This is a genomic window from Ruegeria sp. BJ5 (genome assembly GCF_056537865.1).
In genome coordinates this window covers 1-20,190 of sequence record NZ_JBQFSH010000004.1, presented here as the reverse complement: position 1 = coordinate 20,190, position 20,190 = coordinate 1, and the positions used below count along the sequence as shown (strand labels likewise).

Here is a 20,190-nt window from a genome sequence, read left to right as displayed (position 1 = left end):
CAGGTATGAGCTTCATGCGGGGATATATTGCGGTCATTGACCGCATGAACCGCTGGATCGGGCGGGTCGTCATGTACGGCATCTTCGTGATGATGGGCATCCTGCTGTGGTCGTCGATCTCGAAGACCTTTTTCCTTCCGTCGCTCTGGACGCTCGAAGTCGCGCAGTTTGCGATGGTCGCCTATTACATCCTGGGCGGACCGTATTCGATCCAGATGGGTTCGAACGTGCGGATGGACCTTCTCTACAGCGAATGGTCGCACCGGCGCCGGGCCTGGACCGATGCGATCACCGTTCTGTTTCTGATCTTCTACCTCGGCGTGATGATCTATGGCGGTTTCGACTCGCTCAGCTATTCCCTGCAATATGGCGAGCGCAGCCCGACCGCGTGGCGCCCTTATCTGTGGCCGATCAAAGTGATCATGGTCGTGGGGCTGATCCTGATGCTGCTGCAGGCCATTTCCGAACTGTTCAAAGATTTTCTACGCCTCAAGGGCGATGACATCCCGCGCGAGGTGATCTGATGTCGTATGAGTTGATCGCCATCCTGATGTTCTCGACCATGATGCTGATGCTGCTGACCGGTCAGCGCGTGTTCGGTGCCATCGGTTTCGTGGCCGTGGTGGCAGCGCTGCTGCTGTGGGGCGACCGCGGCGGCTATGACATCGGGTTTTCGGCCGCGATGAAGCTGATGAAATGGTACCCGCTGCTGACGCTGCCGATGTTCATCTTCATGGGTTACGTTTTGGCCGAGTCCAAGATCGCCGACGACCTGTACAAGATGTTCCATGTCTGGATGGGCGGGCTGAATGGCGGGCTGGCCATCGGCACGATCGGGTTGATGGTGCTGATCTCGGCGATGAACGGGCTCAGCGTCGCGGGGATGGCCATCGGGGCCACCATCGCGCTGCCCGAGCTGCTCAAACGCGGCTATGATAAGAAAATGGTGACCGGAGTGATCCAGGCCGGGTCATCGCTGGGCATCCTGGTACCGCCGTCGGTGGTGCTGGTTCTCTATGCGATGATCGCGCGTCAGCCGGTGGGGCAGCTGTGGTTGGCGGGCATCCTGCCGGGCCTGATGATGGCGGGGATGTTCATCCTGTACATCGTGATCCGCTGCCGGATAAACCCGGAACTCGGCCCGGCCCTGTCGAAGGAAGAGCGCGACGTGCCGATGGCGGAAAAGTTGCGGCTGCTGCGCGCGGGACTGCTGCCGTTGGCGATTTTCGCGGCGATGATGGTGCCCTTCGTCAATGGCTGGACCTCGCTGGTCGAAAGCTCTGCCATCGGCGCGCTGACGGCTTTTGCCGCCGCCGTGCTGAAAGGGCGGATGACGCGCAAGGTGTTCGAGGTCTCGGTGCGCTCGACCCTGGGCATCACCTGCATGTTCATGTGGATCATCCTGGCCGCGCTGGCCTTTGGTGCGGTGTTCGATGGGCTGGGCGCCGTGCGCGCGATCGAGACCCTGTTCACCGAACGGCTGGGTCTGAACCCCTGGGTGATCCTGATCCTGATGCAGTTGAGCTTCATCCTGATGGGCACCTTCCTGGACGACACCGCGATGCTGGTGATCGTGGCGCCGCTCTATGTGCCGCTGGTGGGGGAACTGGGCTTTGACCTGATCTGGTACGGGGTGCTGTACACGATCACCACGCAGATCGCTTATATGACGCCGCCCTTCGGCTATAACCTGTTCCTGATGCGGGCGATGGCCCCGCCCGAGATTTCGCTGCGCGACATCTACGGCTCGATCCTGCCCTTCGTGATGGTGATGACGCTGGCGCTGGCCATCATCATGACCTTCCCGCAGATCGCGCTGTGGCTGCCCGACTACATCTACAACAAATGACCCCGGACATACCGGGGCACATGCGAGAGGATGGTCTCTCGCCCATCGAAACCGACAACGGAGAGAGAAGATGACGAACAGACGCACATTCCTGAAAGGGGCCGCCGCGGCCCCGGCAGCCGCGCTGGCCACCCCGGCGCTGGCGCAATCCACAATCCGCTGGCGCATGCAGACCTATGCCGGCCCCGCACTGGCCGAGCATGTGATCGACCCGGCCATCAAGATGTTCAACCAGATCGCCGGCGACCGGATGCAGATCGAGCTGTTCTATGCCGACCAGCTTGTGCCCACGGGCGAGCTGTTCCGCGCCATGCAGCGTGGCACGATCGACGCGGTGCAGTCGGATGACGACTCGATGGCTTCGCCCACCGAAGTAACCGTGTTCGGCGGCTATTTCCCCTTTGCCTCGCGCTACTCGCTGGACGTGCCGGTCCTGTTCAACCAATACGGTCTGAACGAGATCTGGGACGAAGAGTATTCCAAGGTGGGCGTCAAGCACATCTCGGCCGGCGCCTGGGATCCGTGCCATTTCGCCACCAAGGACCCGATCAACAGCCTGGCGGACCTTCAGGGCAAGCGGGTCTTCACCTTCCCGACGGCGGGCCGGTTCCTGTCGCAGTTCGGCGTGGTCCCGGTGACCCTGCCGTGGGAGGACATCGAGGTCGCCGTGCAGACCGGCGAGCTGGACGGCATCGCCTGGTCGGGCATCACCGAGGATTACACCGTCGGCTGGGCGGATGTGACCAACTACTTCCTGACCAACAACATCTCGGGCGCCTGGGCCGGGTCGTTCTTTGCCAACATGGACCGCTGGAACGAACTGCCCGAAGACCTGCAGACCCTGTTCCGCGTCTGCACCGACCAGTCGCATTACTACCGTCAGTGGTGGTATTGGGGCGGCGAGGCATCGCTTCGCGTGAATGGTGACAAGATGAAGCTGACCTCGATCCCGGATGAAGAATGGGCGCAGGTCGAAGCCGCCGCAGTGGCGTTCTGGGATGAGATTGCAGCCGAGTCCGAGACCAAGGCGAAGGTTGTCGAGATCATCAAGAAGTACAATGCCGACATGCAAAAGGCTGGCCGTCCCTACCGGTACGGCTAAGGTGAAACCGGCCTGCCCTCATACCGGGGGCGGGCCGTTGAAAACGTCAGTCCGGCAGGTGGCGCCGGCGCAGAAATAGGTGGCTCATGCTCAACTTCGACACGCTCAAGACCCAAGTTGCCGAAGGCTCGGTCGATACGGTTCTGGTCTGCATGGTGGACATGCAGGGCCGCTTGATGGGCAAACGATTCCACGCGGGTCATTTCGTGGCCGGGGCCTGGGAAGAAACCCATTGCTGCAACTACCTGCTGGCCACCGATCTCGAGATGGCGACGCCGGATGGCTATGCCTCGACCAGCTGGGAGCGCGGCTATGGCGACTATGTCATGAAGCCCGACCTCAGCACCCTGCGCCCGGTGCCGTGGCTGGAGGGCACGGTGATGGTGATGTGCGACGTGCTGGATCACCACACGCATGAAGAGGTGCCGCATTCTCCGCGCGCCATTCTGAAGAAGCAGGTCAATCGCCTGAAGGCCATGGGCTTTGAGGCGATGTGCGCGACCGAGCTGGAGTTTTTCCTGTTCGAGAAAAGTTTTGACCAGATTCGCAAGGAGGGCTTCCGCGATCTGGAACCGATCTCGGGCTACAACGAGGATTACCACATCCTGCAGACCACCAAAGAAGAGCATGTGATGCGGCCGATCCGCAATCACCTGTGGAATGCGGGCATTCCGGTCGAAAACTCCAAGGGCGAGGCCGAGGCCGGGCAGGAAGAGCTGAACATCAAATACGCCCCGGCGATGCAGACGGCCGAGTATCATTCGATCGCCAAGAACGCGGTCAAGGAGATCGCATGGCAGTACGGCCATGCGGCGACCTTCCTGCCGAAATGGCATCACGACCGGGTCGGGAGTTCGTCGCATGTGCATCAGTCGCTGTGGACGGACGGGCAACCGGCATTTTTTGACAAGGCCGATCCGCTGGGCATGTCGGACCTGATGAAAAACTACATGGCGGGCCTGCTGAAATACGCGGCCGACTATACCTATTTCATGGCGCCCTACATCAACAGCTACAAGCGGTTCATGAAGGGCACCTTTGCGCCGACGCGGATCATCTGGTCGGTGGACAACCGCACCGCGGGGTTCCGGCTGTGTGGGGATGGCACCAAGGCGGTGCGCGTGGAGTGCCGGATTCCGGGTTCGGACATGAACCCCTATCTGGCCATCGCGGGCATGCTGGCCGCAGGGATCGCGGGCATCGAGAAAGGGCTGGAGCTGCAGCCGCCGACCAAGGGCGATGTCTATCAGGGGGATACCGGCATGATTCCGGGCAACCTGCGCGCGGCGCGGGATGCGCTGCATGGCTCGGCCATGCTGCGGGCGGCCATGGGCGATGACGTGGTCGACCACTATGTCCGCGCCGCCGAGGTCGAAATCGAGGAATTCGAGCGCGTGGTGACCGATTGGGAGATTGCCCGCGGGTTCGAGCGGGCGTAGAGGGCAGATGTGAGGGGCCAGCCCCTCACGCTCCCCGGGATATTTTTGGCCAGATGAAGCAGTGGGCCTGCTTTGCTTGAGGATGGAGTGACCAATGGGTCAGGTATTGAAATGTATCTCGCCGATCGACGGATCGGTGTTAGCCGAGCGGGACACGCTGGATCGCGACGCGGCATTCGCCGCAGCGGGCCGGGCGCGGGCGGCGCAGGCGGATTGGGCGGCGCGGCCCCTGCAGGAGCGGATCGATCTGGTGATGGCCGGCGTCGCGGCCGTGGGTGCGATGAATGACGAGATCGTGCCGGAACTGGCCCACATGATGGGCCGGCCGGTGCGCTATGGCGGCGAGTTCGGCGGTTTCAACGAACGCGCGACCTATATGGCCGGGATTGCCCGGGATGCGCTTGCCGACATTTCCGTGGGCGAGGATGAGACGTTCAAGAGGTACATCAAGCGCGCGCCGCATGGTATCGTTTTCGTCGTGGCGCCCTGGAACTATCCGTACATGACGGCGATCAACACGGTGGCGCCCGCTTTGATCGCGGGCAACACGGTTGTGCTGAAACATGCTACGCAGACCTTGTTGGTGGGCGAGCGGATGGCCCGGGCCTTCCGCTCGGCTGGCGTGCCCCAGGACGTGTTCCAGAACCTGTTCCTGAGCCATGACGTGACCAACGGTCTGATTGCCGGCAAGGCGTTCGATTTCGTAAACTTCACTGGCTCGGTCGCTGGGGGGCAGGCGATGGAGCGGGCGGCGGCCGGCACCTTTACCCCCGTCAGCACCGAGTTGGGCGGCAAGGATCCTGGCTACGTCATGGACGACGCCGATCTGGATGCGGCGGTCGAAACATTGATCGACGGGGCCATGTTCAATTCGGGCCAGTGCTGTTGCGGGATCGAACGGATCTATGTGCATGAAAGCCTGTATGACGATTTCGTCGCCAAGGCGGTCGAGATTGTCAAGGGCTACAAGCTGGGCAATCCGCTGGATCCGGAAACCACGCTGGGGCCAATGGCCAACGTGCGCTTTGCCGACGAAGTGCGCGCCCAGATCGCCGAGGCCGTGGCCGCCGGTGCCGTGGCGCATATCGAGACCTTTGCCGAGGATGACGGCGGCGCCTATCTGACGCCGCAGATCCTGACCGACGTCACCCACGACATGCGCGTGATGCGCGACGAAAGCTTCGGCCCGGTCGTGGGGATCATGAAAGTGACCTCGGATGACGAGGCCATCGCCCTGATGAATGACAGCGAATTCGGCCTAACCGCCTCGCTGTGGACGCGCGATGTGGCGCGGGCCGAACGCGTCGGCGACCGGATCGAGACCGGAACCGTGTTCATGAACCGGGCCGACTATCTCGACCCGGGCCTTTGCTGGACCGGGTGCAAGAATACCGGCCGCGGCGGCGGCCTGTCGATCATCGGATATCACAACCTGACACGTCCCAAATCCTACCACCTGAAGAAGGTGACGGGCTGAGGACGATTTGCCTGCCCCGGACCGACCCCCCTCGCCGGGGCAGGCCTTTGACACAAGGAAAACTGACATGAGTCTTGTTGGAAACTGGTCCTATCCGACCACGATCAAATTCGGTGCGGGCCGCATCAAGGAACTGCCCGAGGCCTGCGCGGCAGCCGGTATCAAGCGCCCGTTGCTGGTGACCGACCGCGGCCTGGCCGATCTGCCGATCACCGCGACGACGCTGGACATTCTCGAGGCCGCAGGGTTGGGCCGGGGCCTGTTCAGCGAGGTCGATCCCAACCCGAACGAAAAGAACCTCGAAGCTGGCGTCGTCGCCTACAAGGCGGGTGGGCATGACGGTGTGATCGCATTCGGCGGCGGCTCGGGGCTGGATCTGGGTAAGATGGTTGCCTTCATGGCCGGTCAGACGCGGCCGGTCTGGGATTTCGAGGACATTGGCGATTGGTGGACCCGTGCGGACGCCGAGGCGATCGCGCCGATCATCGCGGTGCCGACGACGGCCGGCACCGGCTCGGAAGTGGGCCGCGCCAGCGTCATCACCAATTCGGAAACCCATGCCAAGAAGATCATCTTCCACCCCAAGGTTCTGCCGGCCGTGGTGATCTGCGACCCTGAACTGACCGTGGGCATGCCGAAATTCATTACCGCCGGGACCGGCCTGGATGCCTTTGCGCATTGTGTCGAGGCCTATTCCAGCCCGCACTATCACCCCATGAGCCAGGGCATTGCGCTGGAAGGGATGCGGTTGGTCAAGGACTTTCTGCCGCGCGCGTATGCGGACGGCACCGACATCGAGGCCCGCGCCCAAATGATGAGTGCGGCCGCCATGGGTGCGACGGCGTTCCAAAAGGGGCTGGGCGCGATCCACGCCATGAGCCACCCGATCGGCGCGGTGTTCAACACCCATCACGGCACCACCAACGCGGTCTGCATGCCACCGGTTCTGGAATTCAACGCGCCTGTGATCGCCGACCGGTTCGACGTGGCCGCAGCCTATCTGGGCATTTCGGGCGGGTTCGACGGGTTCCGGGCCTTTGTGCAGGAATTCAACGACTCGCTGGGCATTCCGCGCAAGCTGTCCGATCTGGGCGTGACCGAGGATGCAATCCCGGAGTTAGTCAAAGGTGCGATCATTGACCCCTCGTGCGGTGGCAACCCCATCGAGTTGACCGAGGAAAACCTGACCGGATTGTTCAGGGCCGCTCTTTGAGTGTCAGTCGGATCCGGGGCATCGAGAAGCTCCGGGTCCGATCTCATTCCGCCGGTTGCGGTCCCGGTACCTGTGCACTTGCGAATTCTGAGGGAAATTGAGCGGCGAAAGCACGTTCAGGCGCATTGCGGATCTCGGACCAGGTCGGCGCCCGCTGGAATCCTGGGGACCTGAGGGCGAGGGACAGTACGGATTTGTCCTCGACATAGATCAGCCCAAGCTTCTCAAGGCGGTCCATCGCGGCTTCAAACGCGTCCGCCCCGTACAAGTCGGACACCTGATCGCCAAGAAGCGCCCTGCCTATGATCACTGGGCTCAGGTCAAGGATGGCCCGAGCCGTCTCGTCCAATTGGTGAACAACTCTTTGTCCTGACGCCCGCAGGTCGATCACCGTGTCGCCCTCGACGTAGAGGGCTGACGTACCGGCCTCGTTTTGCCATGCGGCAAGCGCATCCAACGTCGACGCCGCGCGCTGCGCTGGCGGGCTTGGACCGTTGTCGACGATGTCGAAATGGTAGGCGAAATTCCAGACTTCTTCGGGCGGCAGGTCGAATATGAATGAATACGGCTTCGCTGGTTCGACCTCGACCCCAAATGCTTCGGGGTGTTCAAAATAAGGGCTGAACCGGTCCGCTCGCACCGGTCCTATCGAGCCGGGTGGTTGCAGGTGATGCAGCAGCGGAATGAGCTTTGCCATCCGTTCGAAGGCTGCTGCGCTTTCTCCGGGAAACCCGTAGAGGAAACACCATTCGACAAAAACCCCGGCCTCGGCACACAGCTTCAGCGTCTGGATGTTCTGAATTCCGCTGACCCCTTTTCTCATATGCGCAAGGGTCGGAGTATCGAAGGTCTCAATACCCGGCTGGATCTTTCGAACGCCGGCGTCGGCCAGACGGGCGATCACGGTCGGCGAAAGGTTCGATTTGACCTCGTAATGCATCAGGAATGGTCTGGTGTCCTGCGCAAGCTTCGGGATCAGGGTCTTGAGGTAGCGGTGATCCAGAATGTTGTCGACCACGACAAGATCCGGGCCATAGAGATCGGCAAGCGTGCAGAATTCGACATAAGCCCGCTCGGCGGACTTGCTCCGGTAGGTCATCGATTGGCCGTTCAGCCCGCAGAAAGTGCAATGGTGTTTCGCGCCCCACCAGCAGCCGCGCGATGTTTCGATCGTCGCAGATGGCACAAGGCGCTCTGATAGCCCCGGAGTGCTTTGAAATTGTTCAAAGAAAGCGTTGAAATCCGGGATGGGCAGCGTATTCAGATCCGTGGTCAGGCGCGGTCGAGACTCCTCCAGCGGGTTATCCAATTGGCTTTGGTTCAGAAACCCCTCGACCACGGGCAAGGGTCTGCTGGACCCCAGGGCTTTCAGAAACTCGGGAAAAGCATGGTCGCCCTCGCCAATGCAAACCGCGTCCAGTTCAGGATGGGCCTGCAAAAGCGCGCGCCCGAGCGGCCCTTCGCAATTTGCGCCGCCCATGACGATGATCACGTCGGCTGACCGTCTCCGCACGGCCCGGGCCAGTGCGATCGAGGCCATGACCTGTTGGAACGAAGACGTAATCCCGATCACGGTCGGGTTTTGTTCCATCACCGCATCGGCGCAACGTTGGACGAATGCTCCGGCTTGCTTTCGGGCGGCAATGGCGTTTTGCATGAACGCCAGCCATTCGACACCCGACACATAGTCACCAAGAACCGTGGTCAGGTAGTCCATCGCGTCCAGATCGCTGCGCGGATAGATCAGATCGCTGAATATCCATTCACCCAGCAGCGCCTGATAGCAGCGGCCATCAGACAGCATGAAATACTCATCGAGGCCGATCGCCTCGGCATAGTCGAAGCTGAAGTACTTCTCGGTCGTCGCAAAGCCGTTGTCCCGTGCCAGCTGCGCAAGAAGAGACATCCCAAGCCCTGGATGTTGCAGGGAAGAAAACGGCATGGACACCAGACACAGCTGATGCAGGGCTGCGCCTTGGTCCTGACTGGAGACGGTCGCGCTTTCGCTCATGCGAAGTTACGCGCAGCGGGGCCGGATCACACCGTCGGACGTATCTTCATAGGCTTTCTTGATGTCTTGCATCGCCGACTTCAGGTCGGATTCACCGGAAAAGACGTTCCCAATCGCGGCCAACAGCTTGCGCGCCTCGCCATCCTGATCGAGCGAGATTCCCAAGCGGTTTACTACGCCTTCGGGGTTGTCGATGAATTCTTTTCGAAAGGCCTCGTCAAGGATGCCGCGGCCAATGATCTGCTGAACATCTTCCAGGGTCAAACCCCGAGTATGGTGGTCACTCATAATTGTTCCTTTCGCAATACAAGGCCAATTGTTAATAGTTTTTTTACTCAATATCAATGCCGTGGATGGTCCGCGCCACCCTTGCGTGGTGTCTGGAAAAAGGCCGGGATCAGCGACATACTGTACTCGGGCAGTCGGGGGGCGCTTGAACATGAGGAAACAGGTCCAGATCGAACCGACCGAGCGCAGAATGTGCACGGTTCTGTTCGCCGACATTGTTCGTTCGACCATGATGATCGGCAGTTTGGATCCCGAAGACGCCGTCAGCCATCTGGGCCCTGCCATCGAACTGATCATGTCGATCTGCGAAAATTTCGGCGCAACGACATTGTTCACCGGCGATGGAGCGCTCGCGGTTTTTGGATCACCGAACGCGGACGAGGATCACGCGGTCAAGGCAATAGCCAGCGCCCAGCGGATCATCGAACGCATCGGCAAGCTGGACGATCGGCAGTTGGATGTGCGGGTTGGCGTTCATTCCGGCGAATTGCTGGTGGGCCAGTTGCAACACACCCTCGGGGAAGAGCAGGCCTTTCTAGGACCGGTCATGAACATCGCCAGCAAGATCGAGGCCGCAGCCAGAAAGAACGTGGTCACGGTTTCCGGTCAGGTTTTGGAGAATGCCGGCGATCTGTTCGACCATACCCATGTGGGCGATCTCGAGCTGGACGGGGGTGCGGGTCCGATCAAACTGTTCGAAATCACCGGCCGCAAAGAACAGGTGTCGCGCTGGATGGCGCGGGCGCGCCGCGAACGTTCGCCATTTGTCGGACGCGAAAGGGAACTGGCCGAGCTTGTTGCGGCGTGGAACCAGGCGCGCGACGGCAAGGGCAACTCGGTTCTGTTGTTGGGGGCGGCTGGCGTTGGCAAATCTCGGCTGCTGCATGAGTTGGTCGAGAACTGGCCTCTGGGCGCGCACCAGGTTCTGGAGTTCAACTGCTTTTCGCTGGATCAGGAAGCTGCGTATCTGCCGATCACCCGCGTGATCAATGCCCGTTTGGGACTGTCGGACACCAAATCCGATGCAGAACTGGACCAAAAGCTGTCCGACGTTCTGGGCGGGACCAAGTTCCTGGATGCGCATACCCGATCGGCCCTGTATTCGCTGTTCAGCCGTTTCCAAATGGAACCGGCACTGTCGGCTGTAGACCCGTCTCGCCGACGGAGGCAATTGAACCAGATGCTGTCGCGGCTGGTTCTGTCGATGAAGCAGGACAAGCCCCTGCTTCTGTTGTTCGAGGATTTGCATTGGGCCGACCAGGGTACTCTGGACGTCATCGACAACCTGCTGGGTCAGGTGCGGGGAACGAATGTTCTGATCCTTCTGACCTCGCGCAACGCGAACCTGTTCACGAACGACCCGATGGGTTTGCTCAAGGTCGTTCCGGTCGCCCCGCTGGGCGAGGCGGCCTGCAAGGACCTGATCACGCGCTTGCTGGGCCAGAGCGACATCGATGGTCAGCTGGGCTCATACATCGAAGCCATGAGCGGCCGCACACCGCTTTTCGTTGAAGAATTTGCCCACCACATGCGGGACCGCATGTCGCAAGCCGGGTTCAAGGACGGAGCGATGGACAGCCTGGGCGATATTGAGATCCCCGCCCGGGTTCAACCGTTGATCGCATCCCGGATTGATGCACTGCAAAGCGAGGACCGCAAAGCTCTGCAGCTGGTTGCCGTCGGCGGGTTGCAGTGGACGTGGGGTGTTCTGGCCGACACGCTTCAACGGCTGGGCTTCGACGCCAAAACCCAGATTTCGACATTGGTAGAACGCGGTTTTCTTGAGCTGCCGGAATCTCAGGACGGTCAGCAGCTGCGGTTCAGCCATGCGTTGGTGCAGAAGGTTGGGTATCGCAGTATTCCCCGCCAGCGCCGCGCAAGGCTGCACCGTGCGATCTATGAAACTCTGCTGAGCCGCGGCACATCCGACGATCTGGACGTGGCACAGTCCATCGCCCGTCACGCGGACAAGGGCGAGTTATGGCTGGAGGCTGCCGAGGCCTATACGCGGTGCGGCGAGCTGTCGATCAAGCTGTTTTCGTTCGAGGCCGCCGTCTCATATTTCGAAAACGCCCTGCGGTGCATCGACCAAGTTCAAAAGCGGACCGGCACTCAGGTGGCTGTTGACCTCGGGCTACGCGCCCGGCGCGGTCTGCGCGTTTCGCTGGTGGCCAGCGGGAACTTCAACCGTATCCTGACCATCTCACGCGAGGCGGAAGCCTTGTCCGATGCGTTGGGGGACACATCCGCGCGCGTTGCGTTTCAGGTCGACCAGGCGATCATGCTGACGATCCTGGCGGATGTGCGGCAAGCTATGGAGGTGTCTGAGCGCGCGCTGCGGAGCGCAACCGACGCCGAAGATCCGCGCCTGCAGGCAAACGCGGCCTTTGCGCTGGCCCAGGCTGCGTGGTTTCACGGTAACTTCGCGGCCGCACGGTCGGCGATTGATCAACATGCGGACCTGTTCCAGACGGTGTTCCGTGTGGCCGAAGCGGGCACCACCGGGTCGATTTCGGTGCTTGGGCTTGCAACCCGTGCCAACGCCAACAGCATGATGCATCGGTTTGACGAAGCGGATGCCGGTATCCGCGAGGTCCTGTCGATCGCCGAAGAAACCGGCAAGGCCTATGACTTGAGTTTTGCGCTGATCGCGCGGGGGATCTGGTGCTGGCAGCGAAACGAACCGGCTGACGCCGCCATTGCGTTGCGTCGCGCCTTGCGCGTGTCGGACGATGCTGGAATCGATGTTCTGTGCTGTTTCGCAGCGGCTCCCCTCGCTCGGGTGCAGTCGGTTCTGGGTGAACTTCCGGATGCCCGGCTGGTCCTGAACCGAGGTCTCGAACTGGCGCGGGACATGGAGATGGAGGCCTTCGTCGCCTGGCTGCTGTCGGCCGAAGTGCAGGTTCTGGCGCAGGAAGGCAGAACGAAGGAGGCCAAGGAACTGCAATCCGATTTGAACGACCTGTGTGACCGCAACGGGTATTTCCAGCACGAGCAATCCAAGGCATTGAGGGCGTTTGAGACTTGAACACCCCGAAAAGTCTCGGCTGAAACGACTGCGCATTCTGGCGCTACGACTTCAGCGTTGCAGGTTCAGCATCAGCCGGCCAAATCCGGCCGGCGGCGTGGTGATCCCGGCCATTTCCATTGCCTGAAATGCCATCGCCTGATTTGAAGTGACAACGGGCTTGCCAACAGTTTTTTCAAGCCGGTCGATGATTTCCACGCTGCGCATGTCCGTACAGGACAAAACCAACACCTCGGCCTCGGGGCAGTCTGCAGCCAAACCCAGGTCAAACACTGCCTGTGGGGTCAGAGCACCTTGGCCGTAATTGTCCAGCTGGCCTGCTACTTCGGACCGCGACACGGTTGAAATGCCAGTCTCGGCCAGGAACCGGATTGCCGAGTCATTGATGTCTGCGACATAGGGAGAGGCAAAGCCGATGCGTGTCGCCCCCAGCGTACGCAGCGCATGCACCAGGGCGCCCGCGGCCGTAACGGTCTGCGCACCGCTGCTGGTCCTGATACGATCGGCAAGTTCGCGATCGAAGGCCGGGCCATGGGTCAGCGTTGCCGAGGTACACCCGTAAAGAATGACATCCGGCCGGACACCGAGCAAAAGCCTGAGCGGCTCATCCAGATCGGCGGCGCCAAGACCGTGCATTTGGGCAGCATCGGGGATTTCTTCCTGATCATAGCCACCCATCCGGGCAAAGTGCAGTGAAACGCCCTCGGGCCGTAGCATCGTCATGTCGGGTTCGAGATTGGTGTTCGTGAACGGCACGAGAATGCCGAAACGGGACCGGCCTCTGGATGGGTGGAAATTTGGCTGTGTCATGGCTGAAGCTCCTCGGCCCAATGTTCCAGAACTGCGGCCATGAGTTCGAGGTCTGCAGTCTGACCGATGGTGGCACGTAGGCAATTGGCCAGTCCCGCGCTGGATTGCGGTCTCAGGAATATGCCTTTTTCCCGTAGGGCTTTGTCGGCTCTGGTCGCGGTGGATTGGTCCGCAAAGCGGATCAGCAGAAAGTTGGTATGGCTTTTGGGAACGTCGTACCCGGCGGACCGAAGGCGATTGGCAAACCGGTCGCGCAGCTCGGCAGTGAGGGCACATGTCTCGAGCATGTAGTCCTGATCGTTCAGAGCGGCCAAGGCGGCGGCCTGTCCGCACACCGACACATTGTTTGGGTTCATCACCTTGCGTATCTGGACCGCGATCTGCGGTGGGAACAGGCCCCAGCCCACGCGAAATCCGGCCAGCCCGTAGGCCTTGGACAGAGTTCGAAGAACGACCGTGTCCCCCCGCGCGACAAGGTCGAACATCGGCTCGTTCAGATCATCGGCGAACTCGCCATAGGCCTCGTCGATCACAAGCAGGGTGTTTTCACGCAACCCTTCACGAAGCCGCAGCAGATCGCGGCGGGAGATACGGGTGCCTGTCGGGTTGCCGGGATTGGCCACAAATACCAACCTAGTATCCGGCTGCACGGCTGCCAGCAGCGCGTCGAAGGATACGCATCCGTCCACCTCGGCGGCGGTGTCGAAACGGGCGCGGGCCAACTGCGCCACGGTACGAAAAAACGGGTATGCGTTCGCAGGAGCAAGAACGGCGGCGTCTGGCCCGGCAAAGGCCTGCGCCAGACCCGCAATCAACTCCATCGACCCGTTCCCGCACAACAGACCTTGCTCGGGCAGATCATGAAGCTCGGCCAGTCGCGCACACAATGCCGTCCAGTCCGGGTCCGGGTAGAGGTGGCCGTTTGCGGCCGCCTCTGCGACGGCCTGTGCGATCAAGGGACTTGGCGGGCGCAGGCTTTCGTTTTGCGATAGCGAAACAAGGCGCTGTCCTGCCGGCGGATCCAGCTGGGCCAACGCGTAGGGCGACATGGCAGCGACATGGGAAACGGGCCGGATCATGGCTTTATCCCATAGACATGCTGCGCGGCCCGGGCGCTCACAAGCTCGTCCCGCACATCCTGTCGAACGGCCACGGGTGACCTTTCATTGGGTGGCCCAAATCCGCCGCCGCCCGGAGTTTGGAAGATCAGCGTTTCGCCGCCGCCAATCCGCACCTCACCTTTGCCCGGCAAGTCCGCACCGTCGGGGCCGAGACGGATGCGACCGGGCGCGCCCGCCAGTCCGCCGTGCCGTCCCTTGGCTGGGTTTGCGATGCGTTCGACCGAAAGGAACAGCATGAAATCCTCGCTGGTGGAGGAGCGTATTTCGATGTCCTGCCCCAATCCGCCGCGGAGGCGACCGGGGCCACCGCTGTCCTGGCGCAATTCGCGACGTGTGATCAGGACAGGCGCGACAGCCTCGGTTGTCTCGACCTGGCTGCCCCAAACACCCGAGGGGAAGGCCGTCGCCGACAGGCCATCCAGGCTTGGCCTGGCGCCGGTTCCGCCGCTGAACACCAGTTCCAGTGCAAACTGCGTGCCACCGCGGGAAACCGCCTCGGGTGCGTGGCGCAGAGGCAGGTCGTACATGCACGAGGCGCCTTCGGCCGGCACGGCGTCCGGCAGAGCCTGCGACAGGCAGCCATAGACCAGATCCGGGGTCATCTGTCCCAACGTATGGCGCATGGCCACCGGAGCGGGTGGCTGTGCATTCAGAATGCAATCCGGCGGGCCGGTCACGAGGAATGGCGCCAAAGAGCCTGCGTTGTTGGGGATGTCTGGGCCGATGAGGCATCGCAGGGCAAATACCGTGTAAGCCGTTGCATAGTTGAGTGGCACGTTGATGCCTTTGCGCGACAGGCCCGATGTGCCCGAAAAGTCGACCAGAACCCGGTCATCCTTAATGGTCAGGGCCGCGCGCAAGTCGATCTCACACTCGTACCCATCGACGGTCAGCACATTGTGCCAAGTACCCTTTGGCAGTGCCGTGATGGCCTCGATCGTGCCACGGCGCGAGGTTTCGATAATGTAATCGGCCAGACTGTCCAAAGTGTCGATGCCAAACTCGGCCATCATGTCGGCCAGACGCGCTGCGCCTGTTTCGCAGCACGCGATCAATGCGTAGATGTCGCCCTCATTGGCGATGGGCTCGCGCGAGTTGGCTTTGACGATATCCATCAGCAGCGCGTTCAACTGACCTTGGTCGACCAGTCTGCACGGCGGGATACGGAGCCCCTCATCAAAGATATCCGAGCCTTCGGGACCCATGCCCAAACCGCCAAGGTCGACCAGATGCGAGGTGCAGGCCGTAAACCCAACCACATTGCCACGATGAAAGACCGGCATCATCAGCAGGAAATCGTTCAAATGGCCGGATGCGATCCAAGGATCGTTGGTCAGAAAGATGTCGCCCGGCTTCATTTCGGAGCGGGAGTATCGCCCGCACAGGGTCTTCACCGCTTCGGCCATCGTATTGATATGACCCGGCGTTCCGGTAACGGCCTGGGCCAGCATACGGCCGCGTACATCAAAAATACCGGCGGATATGTCGCCGCATTCACGAACGATCGGAGAAAAGGCGGCGCGGATCAGCGCCTGGCCCTGTTCTTCGACCACCGCTAGCAGCCGGTTCCACATGACCTGCAGACGGGTATTCGTCGTGTTCATTCGGCGTCCTCCTGTATCCGGTTGAGCCAGAGATTGCCGCCGCCATCGACGCTGGCCTGAAAATCCGCGCTGACGAATGTGGTGGTTTGAGGCTCGGTAATCAGCGCCGGTCCGCGCAAGCTATCGTCGGGTTCAAGCACGGATCGATCGTAGATACCGGCGTCGCACCAATGCCCGCTGACATCACACAGAATGCGTCGATGGCCGCACGGGCGCACCGTGCGCTGGTGGGCTCCGTCGGGAACCCGGCTGAGGGCAGGAGCGGGCGACGAGATCTCGACAGACCAGTTGAGAATCTCGATCGACATTCCCGGTACCGCGCGGCGGAACAACCGGCTGTACTCGGATTCGAAATCCCGGCGCAGGGTTTCGATGTCTGCAGGCCCAAGTGCCCGATCCGGAAGTGCGATCTCGATCTCATGACCCTGGCCGTGGTACCGCATGAAAGCCTGTTTTCGGATCGACAACTCGGCTTCAGGTGCACCGGCACGGACCACGGTCAGCGCCTCGGCTGTCATTTCGTCAAAAAAAGCGTTGAGACCGTCGAGATCCGGCTGATCCAGAGTGGCATAGCGCGACCGGACGATTTCGAAGGCGACCGGGGCATAAAGAAATCCGACCGCTGACCCTACGCCCGGTTCCTTCGGGATCACGATTTGGTCGACCTGACACCGCCGGGCCACTCGCGTTGCGTGCAATGGCCCATTGCCGCCAAAGGCGATCATCACTCGGGTTGCCAACTCTTTTCCGGACTCGACCGCGTGCATCCGACCTGCGGCGGCCATGCTTTCGTCGACGATTTCGCTGAGACCACGTGCGGCCAGGTCCGGCGCCAAATCCAGTGCGCTCCCGATTTCCACGGTGATGGCCTGTTCGGCGGCTGCCGTGTCAATCGTCAGTCGGCCTTCGGCAAACCGGCCGGGTTCGATCAGGCCCTGCACCACATCGGCGTCTGTCACGGTCGCCGCCCTACCGCCATTGCCGAAAGCGGCAGGGCCTGGCTGTGCGCCGGCACTTTCGGGGCCAACCTGCAGGCGACCTAGCCGGTCGACTCTGGCAATCGAGCCGCCGCCTGCGCCGATTTCGATCATCTCGATCACGGGGATGCGCACCGGCATGCCTGAGCCTTTGATGAATCGCGCGGCCCTTGCGATTTCGAACCTGCGCGCGGTCTGCGGGCGGAAAGCATCAATCAGACACAGCTTGGCCGTCGTCCCGCCCATGTCAAAGCTGGTTACGGCGCGCGCACCGGTTTCAGCCGCGATCCGTGCGGCAAGGATGGCCCCGCCGGCCGGGCCGGATTCGACCAATCGGATCGGCAGGCGGGCGGCCGTTTCCAGGGTTGTCATACCACCGCCGGCCGTCATCATGAGAATGGGACAGGTCAGCCCCTCTGCGGCGAAGCGGAACTGGAACTCGGCCAGATACCCGGCCATCTGGGGCTGGATATAGGCGTTGGCGATAGTGGTGCACAGGCGGTCAAATTCGCGCGCCTCGGGGCTGACTTCGTGCGAGAGCGAGATGGCCAGGTCGGGGAGCGCGCTGAGCAACTGGTCCCGCAGAGCCAGCTCGTGCTTTGGGTTGGCATAGGAATGCATCAGGCATACCGCTACGGCCTGGGCGTCGCTATCCGCAATCTGGCGCACCAGATCGTCCATTCCGGCGACATCCAGCGGTGTCAGTTCGTCACCACGGGCATCCATTCGCCCGCCGATCGTGAAGGCACGGGCGCGTGGGACCAGCAGGTCGGGCTTGACCAGATTGATGTCATACTGGCTGTAGCGACGTTCATACCCAATCTCGAGTATGTCCCGAAACCCGTCGGTGGTTATTGTCGCAACCGGGGCACCGCGCCTCTCGATCAGGGCATTGGTGGCCAGAGTGGTGCCGTGAATGAACCCGGAAACCTGCGAGAAACTGGCGTTGGCGTCATCCAGAACGCGCGTTGCACCAGTCAAGGCGCCGGCGGTTGGATTGTCCGGTGTCGTCGGAGTTTTGGTCGTTGCGAGGATATTGGATTGCCCGTCCATCAGAACGGTATCGGTAAAGGTGCCGCCAATATCGACGGCCAGCCGAAGCACAGCGTGATTGTGCATAAAATGAAGCCATGGGCAGAAGTTTCAGATCATTCCGGGATGCTGGTTCAGCATCCGGAGACTGCGCAAAAGATCCGTCCCTCGTCAGACGACGAGGTTACAACCGGTTGCCCGGCGGCCTTGGGTGTCTTTGGCGCAGTCAATCACGGCTTGGTCACTCTGATTGTCGATCCGATGGAAAAATGCTGCCCATCGCGGGATCACCTGTCAACAGAAATGCGACCGGCCTAGGCGACGTCTCCCTGCAACTGTAGGCTTAGGTTGTCGGCGGCATCCGGGGCATACCGGTCGATCAGGGCACCCAATTCAGGCCGGCAAGACCCGCAATTTGTTCCGGCGTTCAACGCCGCGCCGATAGCGTCGACACTGATCGCTTTCCCGCACGAGATCGCGTCGACGATCGTCTTCAACCCGACGCCAAAACAGGCGCAGATAATCGGTCCGGTGTCCTTGGCATCTGCGGGCGCGCGGCCGGTCAGAACCTGTGCGGGTGGTATGTCCGGCATCGTCGCAAGATAGTCCCGCATCAAGGGCAGGGGGCGCGGCGAAACGAACAGTGCCGCTTGCAGGCATCCGTCTTGCGACAACGCAATGCGGAAAGACCCTCGGGCCGGATCACCTGCCGTGACCGCGTCCGCATCGGCCAGCGCAAACCATTCGCGGGCGGTTTGTTCCCAATCCTGTATCCGGGCATGATCAGCCAGCTCTGTCCTGTAACCGTTGTCCGTTCGGACCGTCGCGCGGTAGGCGACCGAGGGGGTCAGGGGTTTCCTGGAGACGGCAAAGGCGTACCACGCCGCCTGCATGACACAGATCGAAACGGGTGTGGCCTTGCTTTCAGGTTGTCCGGAAATCGGATCAGTGGTGCCGGGAACCAGCATGTCCACCCGGCCCGAAGGGGCCGTTTCCGCAGTCCAATGGATGGGGGCAAAGACGTGACCGATGCGAACATCTTGGGTGATGCGCGCGCGAAAAATACCACGCCCAGAGGGACTGGTGACTTCGACAAGGTCTGCGCTGGATATCCCCTCGCGGGCGGCGTCCTGGGGATGAATGTCCACAAACGGCTCGGCCAGATGCGCGGACAGGCGGGCTGAAAGACCGGTCCGGGTCATGGTGTGCCATTGATCCCGTGTGCGTCCGGTGTTCATCACAAAGGGATATTGCTGTCCGGGCAGGGCTGCGGGACGCCGATGGGCAACGGGAACGATCCGGGCCTTCCCGTCGGAATGAAAGAAGTGTCCGTCACCGAAAAATCTCCTACCTGCACGCTTGCGACCCAATGGCCAGCGGGTGGGTTCCAATTTGGCATAGCTCGCCTCGTCAATCTCGGAGAAACCCGAAATGTCGAAGTCTTTCCCGAACCGCGCGGCGATTTGGGACATGGCGGCGTATTCCCGGAATATTTCGGCCGGTGAAGCGTAGTCGAACGCGGTTTTCCATCCCATGCGGCGGCCAACTTCGGCCAAGATGTCCCAATCCGGGCGCGCTTGGCCCGGTGGCTGCAAAACGGCGCGTTGCCGGCTGATGGTTCGGTCCGAATTCGTGACTGTTCCGTTCTTTTCGGCCCACCCGGCGGCCGGCAGCACGACGTCGGCCAGACGCGCCGTGTCGGAGTGCAACGTCAGATCACTGACGACCGTGAACGGGCAGGCGGCGATTGCGCGGCTGACCCTGTCAGCTTCGGGCATGGTTGCCGCCGGGTTGGTGTGGATGATCCAAAGGGCCTTGATCCGACCGTCTTCGACCGCGCGGAACATGTCCACGGCCTTCAGGCCCGGAGACTGCGGTATTGCAGGGGATTGCCAATACGCCTGAACCGCTGCGCGATGATCGGCGTTTTCGATGTCCAGATGGCAGGCCAGCGTGTTGGCCAGACCGCCCACTTCGCGCCCACCCATCGCGTTGGGTTGGCCGGTGACCGAGAACGGGCCCCTTCCCGGCCGCCCTATCCGACCGGCGGCCAGATGGCAGTTCAGGATGGCGTTTACCTTGTCGGTCCCGCTGGAAGATTGGTTCACTCCCTGGCTGAAGATCGTCACGACGCGCGGGGTATTGATCCATAGATCGAAAAAGGCGGCGAGTTTTTCGGCGGGCAGGCCGGTTTCCGAGATCTGGTCGTTTCCGGCCGTTTCCAGAGCGGCTTCCAGAC

14 protein-coding genes are annotated in these 20,190 nt (G+C 61.6%); 7 read left to right on the top strand and 7 right to left on the bottom strand.

What is annotated here, in order from left to right:
• Positions 1–5: 5 nt before the first annotated feature.
• The 6 genes from ACR0NY_RS13815 (at position 6) to ACR0NY_RS13790 (ending at position 7,080) form a co-directional block, all read left to right on the top strand.
• Positions 6–524, top strand: coding sequence for a TRAP transporter small permease subunit (locus tag ACR0NY_RS13815; protein ID WP_170359381.1), 519 nt, complete (start codon positions 6–8; stop codon positions 522–524).
• Positions 524–1,849 carry a TRAP transporter large permease gene (locus ACR0NY_RS13810; RefSeq protein ID WP_170369364.1) on the top strand — a complete coding sequence of 442 codons (1,326 nt, stop codon included), beginning with the start codon at positions 524–526 and terminating at the stop codon, positions 1,847–1,849. Before ACR0NY_RS13815 ends, ACR0NY_RS13810 begins: the two co-directional genes overlap by 1 nt.
• A gap of 70 nt (positions 1,850–1,919) precedes the next feature.
• A complete protein-coding gene (locus ACR0NY_RS13805; protein WP_093963096.1) occupies positions 1,920–2,951 on the top strand; it encodes a TRAP transporter substrate-binding protein in 1,032 nt (343 codons plus the stop codon).
• 86 nt (positions 2,952–3,037) lie between these two features.
• Entirely contained in the window at positions 3,038–4,390 is a 1,353-nt protein-coding gene (locus tag ACR0NY_RS13800) for a glutamine synthetase family protein (protein ID WP_170369362.1), read from the top strand.
• A gap of 94 nt (positions 4,391–4,484) precedes the next feature.
• A complete protein-coding gene (locus ACR0NY_RS13795) occupies positions 4,485–5,867 on the top strand; it encodes an aldehyde dehydrogenase family protein (protein ID WP_170369360.1) in 1,383 nt (460 codons plus the stop codon).
• Positions 5,868–5,934: 67 nt separating this feature from the next.
• Positions 5,935–7,080, top strand: a complete 1,146-nt coding sequence (locus ACR0NY_RS13790; protein WP_170369358.1) for an iron-containing alcohol dehydrogenase — start codon at positions 5,935–5,937, stop codon at positions 7,078–7,080.
• Between the two features lie 43 nt (positions 7,081–7,123).
• On the opposite strand, the gene ACR0NY_RS13785 is transcribed toward ACR0NY_RS13790, so the two are convergent.
• Both ACR0NY_RS13785 and ACR0NY_RS13780 read right to left on the bottom strand, forming a co-directional pair.
• Positions 7,124–9,091 (bottom strand): RiPP maturation radical SAM C-methyltransferase, encoded by a 1,968-nt coding sequence (locus ACR0NY_RS13785; RefSeq protein ID WP_170369357.1) that lies wholly within the window; start codon positions 9,089–9,091, stop codon positions 7,124–7,126.
• A gap of 6 nt (positions 9,092–9,097) precedes the next feature.
• Entirely contained in the window at positions 9,098–9,379 is a 282-nt protein-coding gene (locus ACR0NY_RS13780; protein WP_170341959.1) for an Os1348 family NHLP clan protein, read from the bottom strand.
• Between the two features lie 151 nt (positions 9,380–9,530).
• Here ACR0NY_RS13780 and ACR0NY_RS13775 point away from each other — a divergent pair, with 151 nt between their 5' ends.
• On the top strand, positions 9,531–12,407 hold the full coding sequence (locus tag ACR0NY_RS13775) for an ATP-binding protein (RefSeq protein WP_170341961.1): 2,877 nt from the start codon (positions 9,531–9,533) through the stop codon (positions 12,405–12,407).
• Positions 12,408–12,458: 51 nt separating this feature from the next.
• On the opposite strand, the gene ACR0NY_RS13770 is transcribed toward ACR0NY_RS13775, so the two are convergent.
• From ACR0NY_RS13770 to ACR0NY_RS13750, 5 genes are all read right to left on the bottom strand, one after another.
• On the bottom strand, positions 12,459–13,217 hold the full coding sequence (locus tag ACR0NY_RS13770) for a maleate cis-trans isomerase family protein (protein ID WP_170341963.1): 759 nt from the start codon (positions 13,215–13,217) through the stop codon (positions 12,459–12,461).
• Positions 13,214–14,296 carry a pyridoxal phosphate-dependent aminotransferase gene (locus ACR0NY_RS13765; RefSeq protein WP_170341965.1) on the bottom strand — a complete coding sequence of 361 codons (1,083 nt, stop codon included), beginning with the start codon at positions 14,294–14,296 and terminating at the stop codon, positions 13,214–13,216. The genes ACR0NY_RS13770 and ACR0NY_RS13765 overlap by 4 nt, the downstream gene beginning before the upstream one ends.
• Positions 14,293–15,942 carry a hydantoinase B/oxoprolinase family protein gene (locus ACR0NY_RS13760; RefSeq protein WP_170369355.1) on the bottom strand — a complete coding sequence of 550 codons (1,650 nt, stop codon included), beginning with the start codon at positions 15,940–15,942 and terminating at the stop codon, positions 14,293–14,295. Before ACR0NY_RS13760 ends, ACR0NY_RS13765 begins: the two co-directional genes overlap by 4 nt.
• Complete coding sequence (locus tag ACR0NY_RS13755) at positions 15,939–18,038, bottom strand: hydantoinase/oxoprolinase family protein (protein ID WP_170369353.1); 2,100 nt, start codon at positions 18,036–18,038, stop codon at positions 15,939–15,941. Before ACR0NY_RS13755 ends, ACR0NY_RS13760 begins: the two co-directional genes overlap by 4 nt.
• A 227-nt stretch (positions 18,039–18,265) precedes the next feature.
• On the bottom strand, positions 18,266–20,190 hold a 1,925-nt coding region (locus ACR0NY_RS13750; protein ID WP_480771287.1), incomplete at its 5' end, for a molybdopterin-dependent oxidoreductase.

Excerpts from the sequence above, each read along its gene's own strand:
- ACR0NY_RS13815 (WP_170359381.1), top strand. The coding sequence starts at position 6 with ATGAGCTTCATGCGGGGATATATTGCGGTCATTGACCGCATGAACCGC.
- ACR0NY_RS13810 (WP_170369364.1), top strand. The coding sequence starts at position 524 with ATGTCGTATGAGTTGATCGCCATCCTGATGTTCTCGACCATGATGCTG.
- ACR0NY_RS13805 (WP_093963096.1), top strand. The coding sequence starts at position 1,920 with ATGACGAACAGACGCACATTCCTGAAAGGGGCCGCCGCGGCCCCGGCA.
- ACR0NY_RS13800 (WP_170369362.1), top strand. The coding sequence starts at position 3,038 with ATGCTCAACTTCGACACGCTCAAGACCCAAGTTGCCGAAGGCTCGGTC.
- ACR0NY_RS13795 (WP_170369360.1), top strand. The coding sequence starts at position 4,485 with ATGGGTCAGGTATTGAAATGTATCTCGCCGATCGACGGATCGGTGTTA.
- ACR0NY_RS13790 (WP_170369358.1), top strand. The coding sequence starts at position 5,935 with ATGAGTCTTGTTGGAAACTGGTCCTATCCGACCACGATCAAATTCGGT.
- ACR0NY_RS13785 (WP_170369357.1), bottom strand. The coding sequence starts at position 9,091 with ATGAGCGAAAGCGCGACCGTCTCCAGTCAGGACCAAGGCGCAGCCCTG.
- ACR0NY_RS13780 (WP_170341959.1), bottom strand. The coding sequence starts at position 9,379 with ATGAGTGACCACCATACTCGGGGTTTGACCCTGGAAGATGTTCAGCAG.
- ACR0NY_RS13775 (WP_170341961.1), top strand. The coding sequence starts at position 9,531 with ATGAGGAAACAGGTCCAGATCGAACCGACCGAGCGCAGAATGTGCACG.
- ACR0NY_RS13770 (WP_170341963.1), bottom strand. The coding sequence starts at position 13,217 with ATGACACAGCCAAATTTCCACCCATCCAGAGGCCGGTCCCGTTTCGGC.
- ACR0NY_RS13765 (WP_170341965.1), bottom strand. The coding sequence starts at position 14,296 with ATGATCCGGCCCGTTTCCCATGTCGCTGCCATGTCGCCCTACGCGTTG.
- ACR0NY_RS13760 (WP_170369355.1), bottom strand. The coding sequence starts at position 15,942 with ATGAACACGACGAATACCCGTCTGCAGGTCATGTGGAACCGGCTGCTA.
- ACR0NY_RS13755 (WP_170369353.1), bottom strand. The coding sequence starts at position 18,038 with ATGCACAATCACGCTGTGCTTCGGCTGGCCGTCGATATTGGCGGCACC.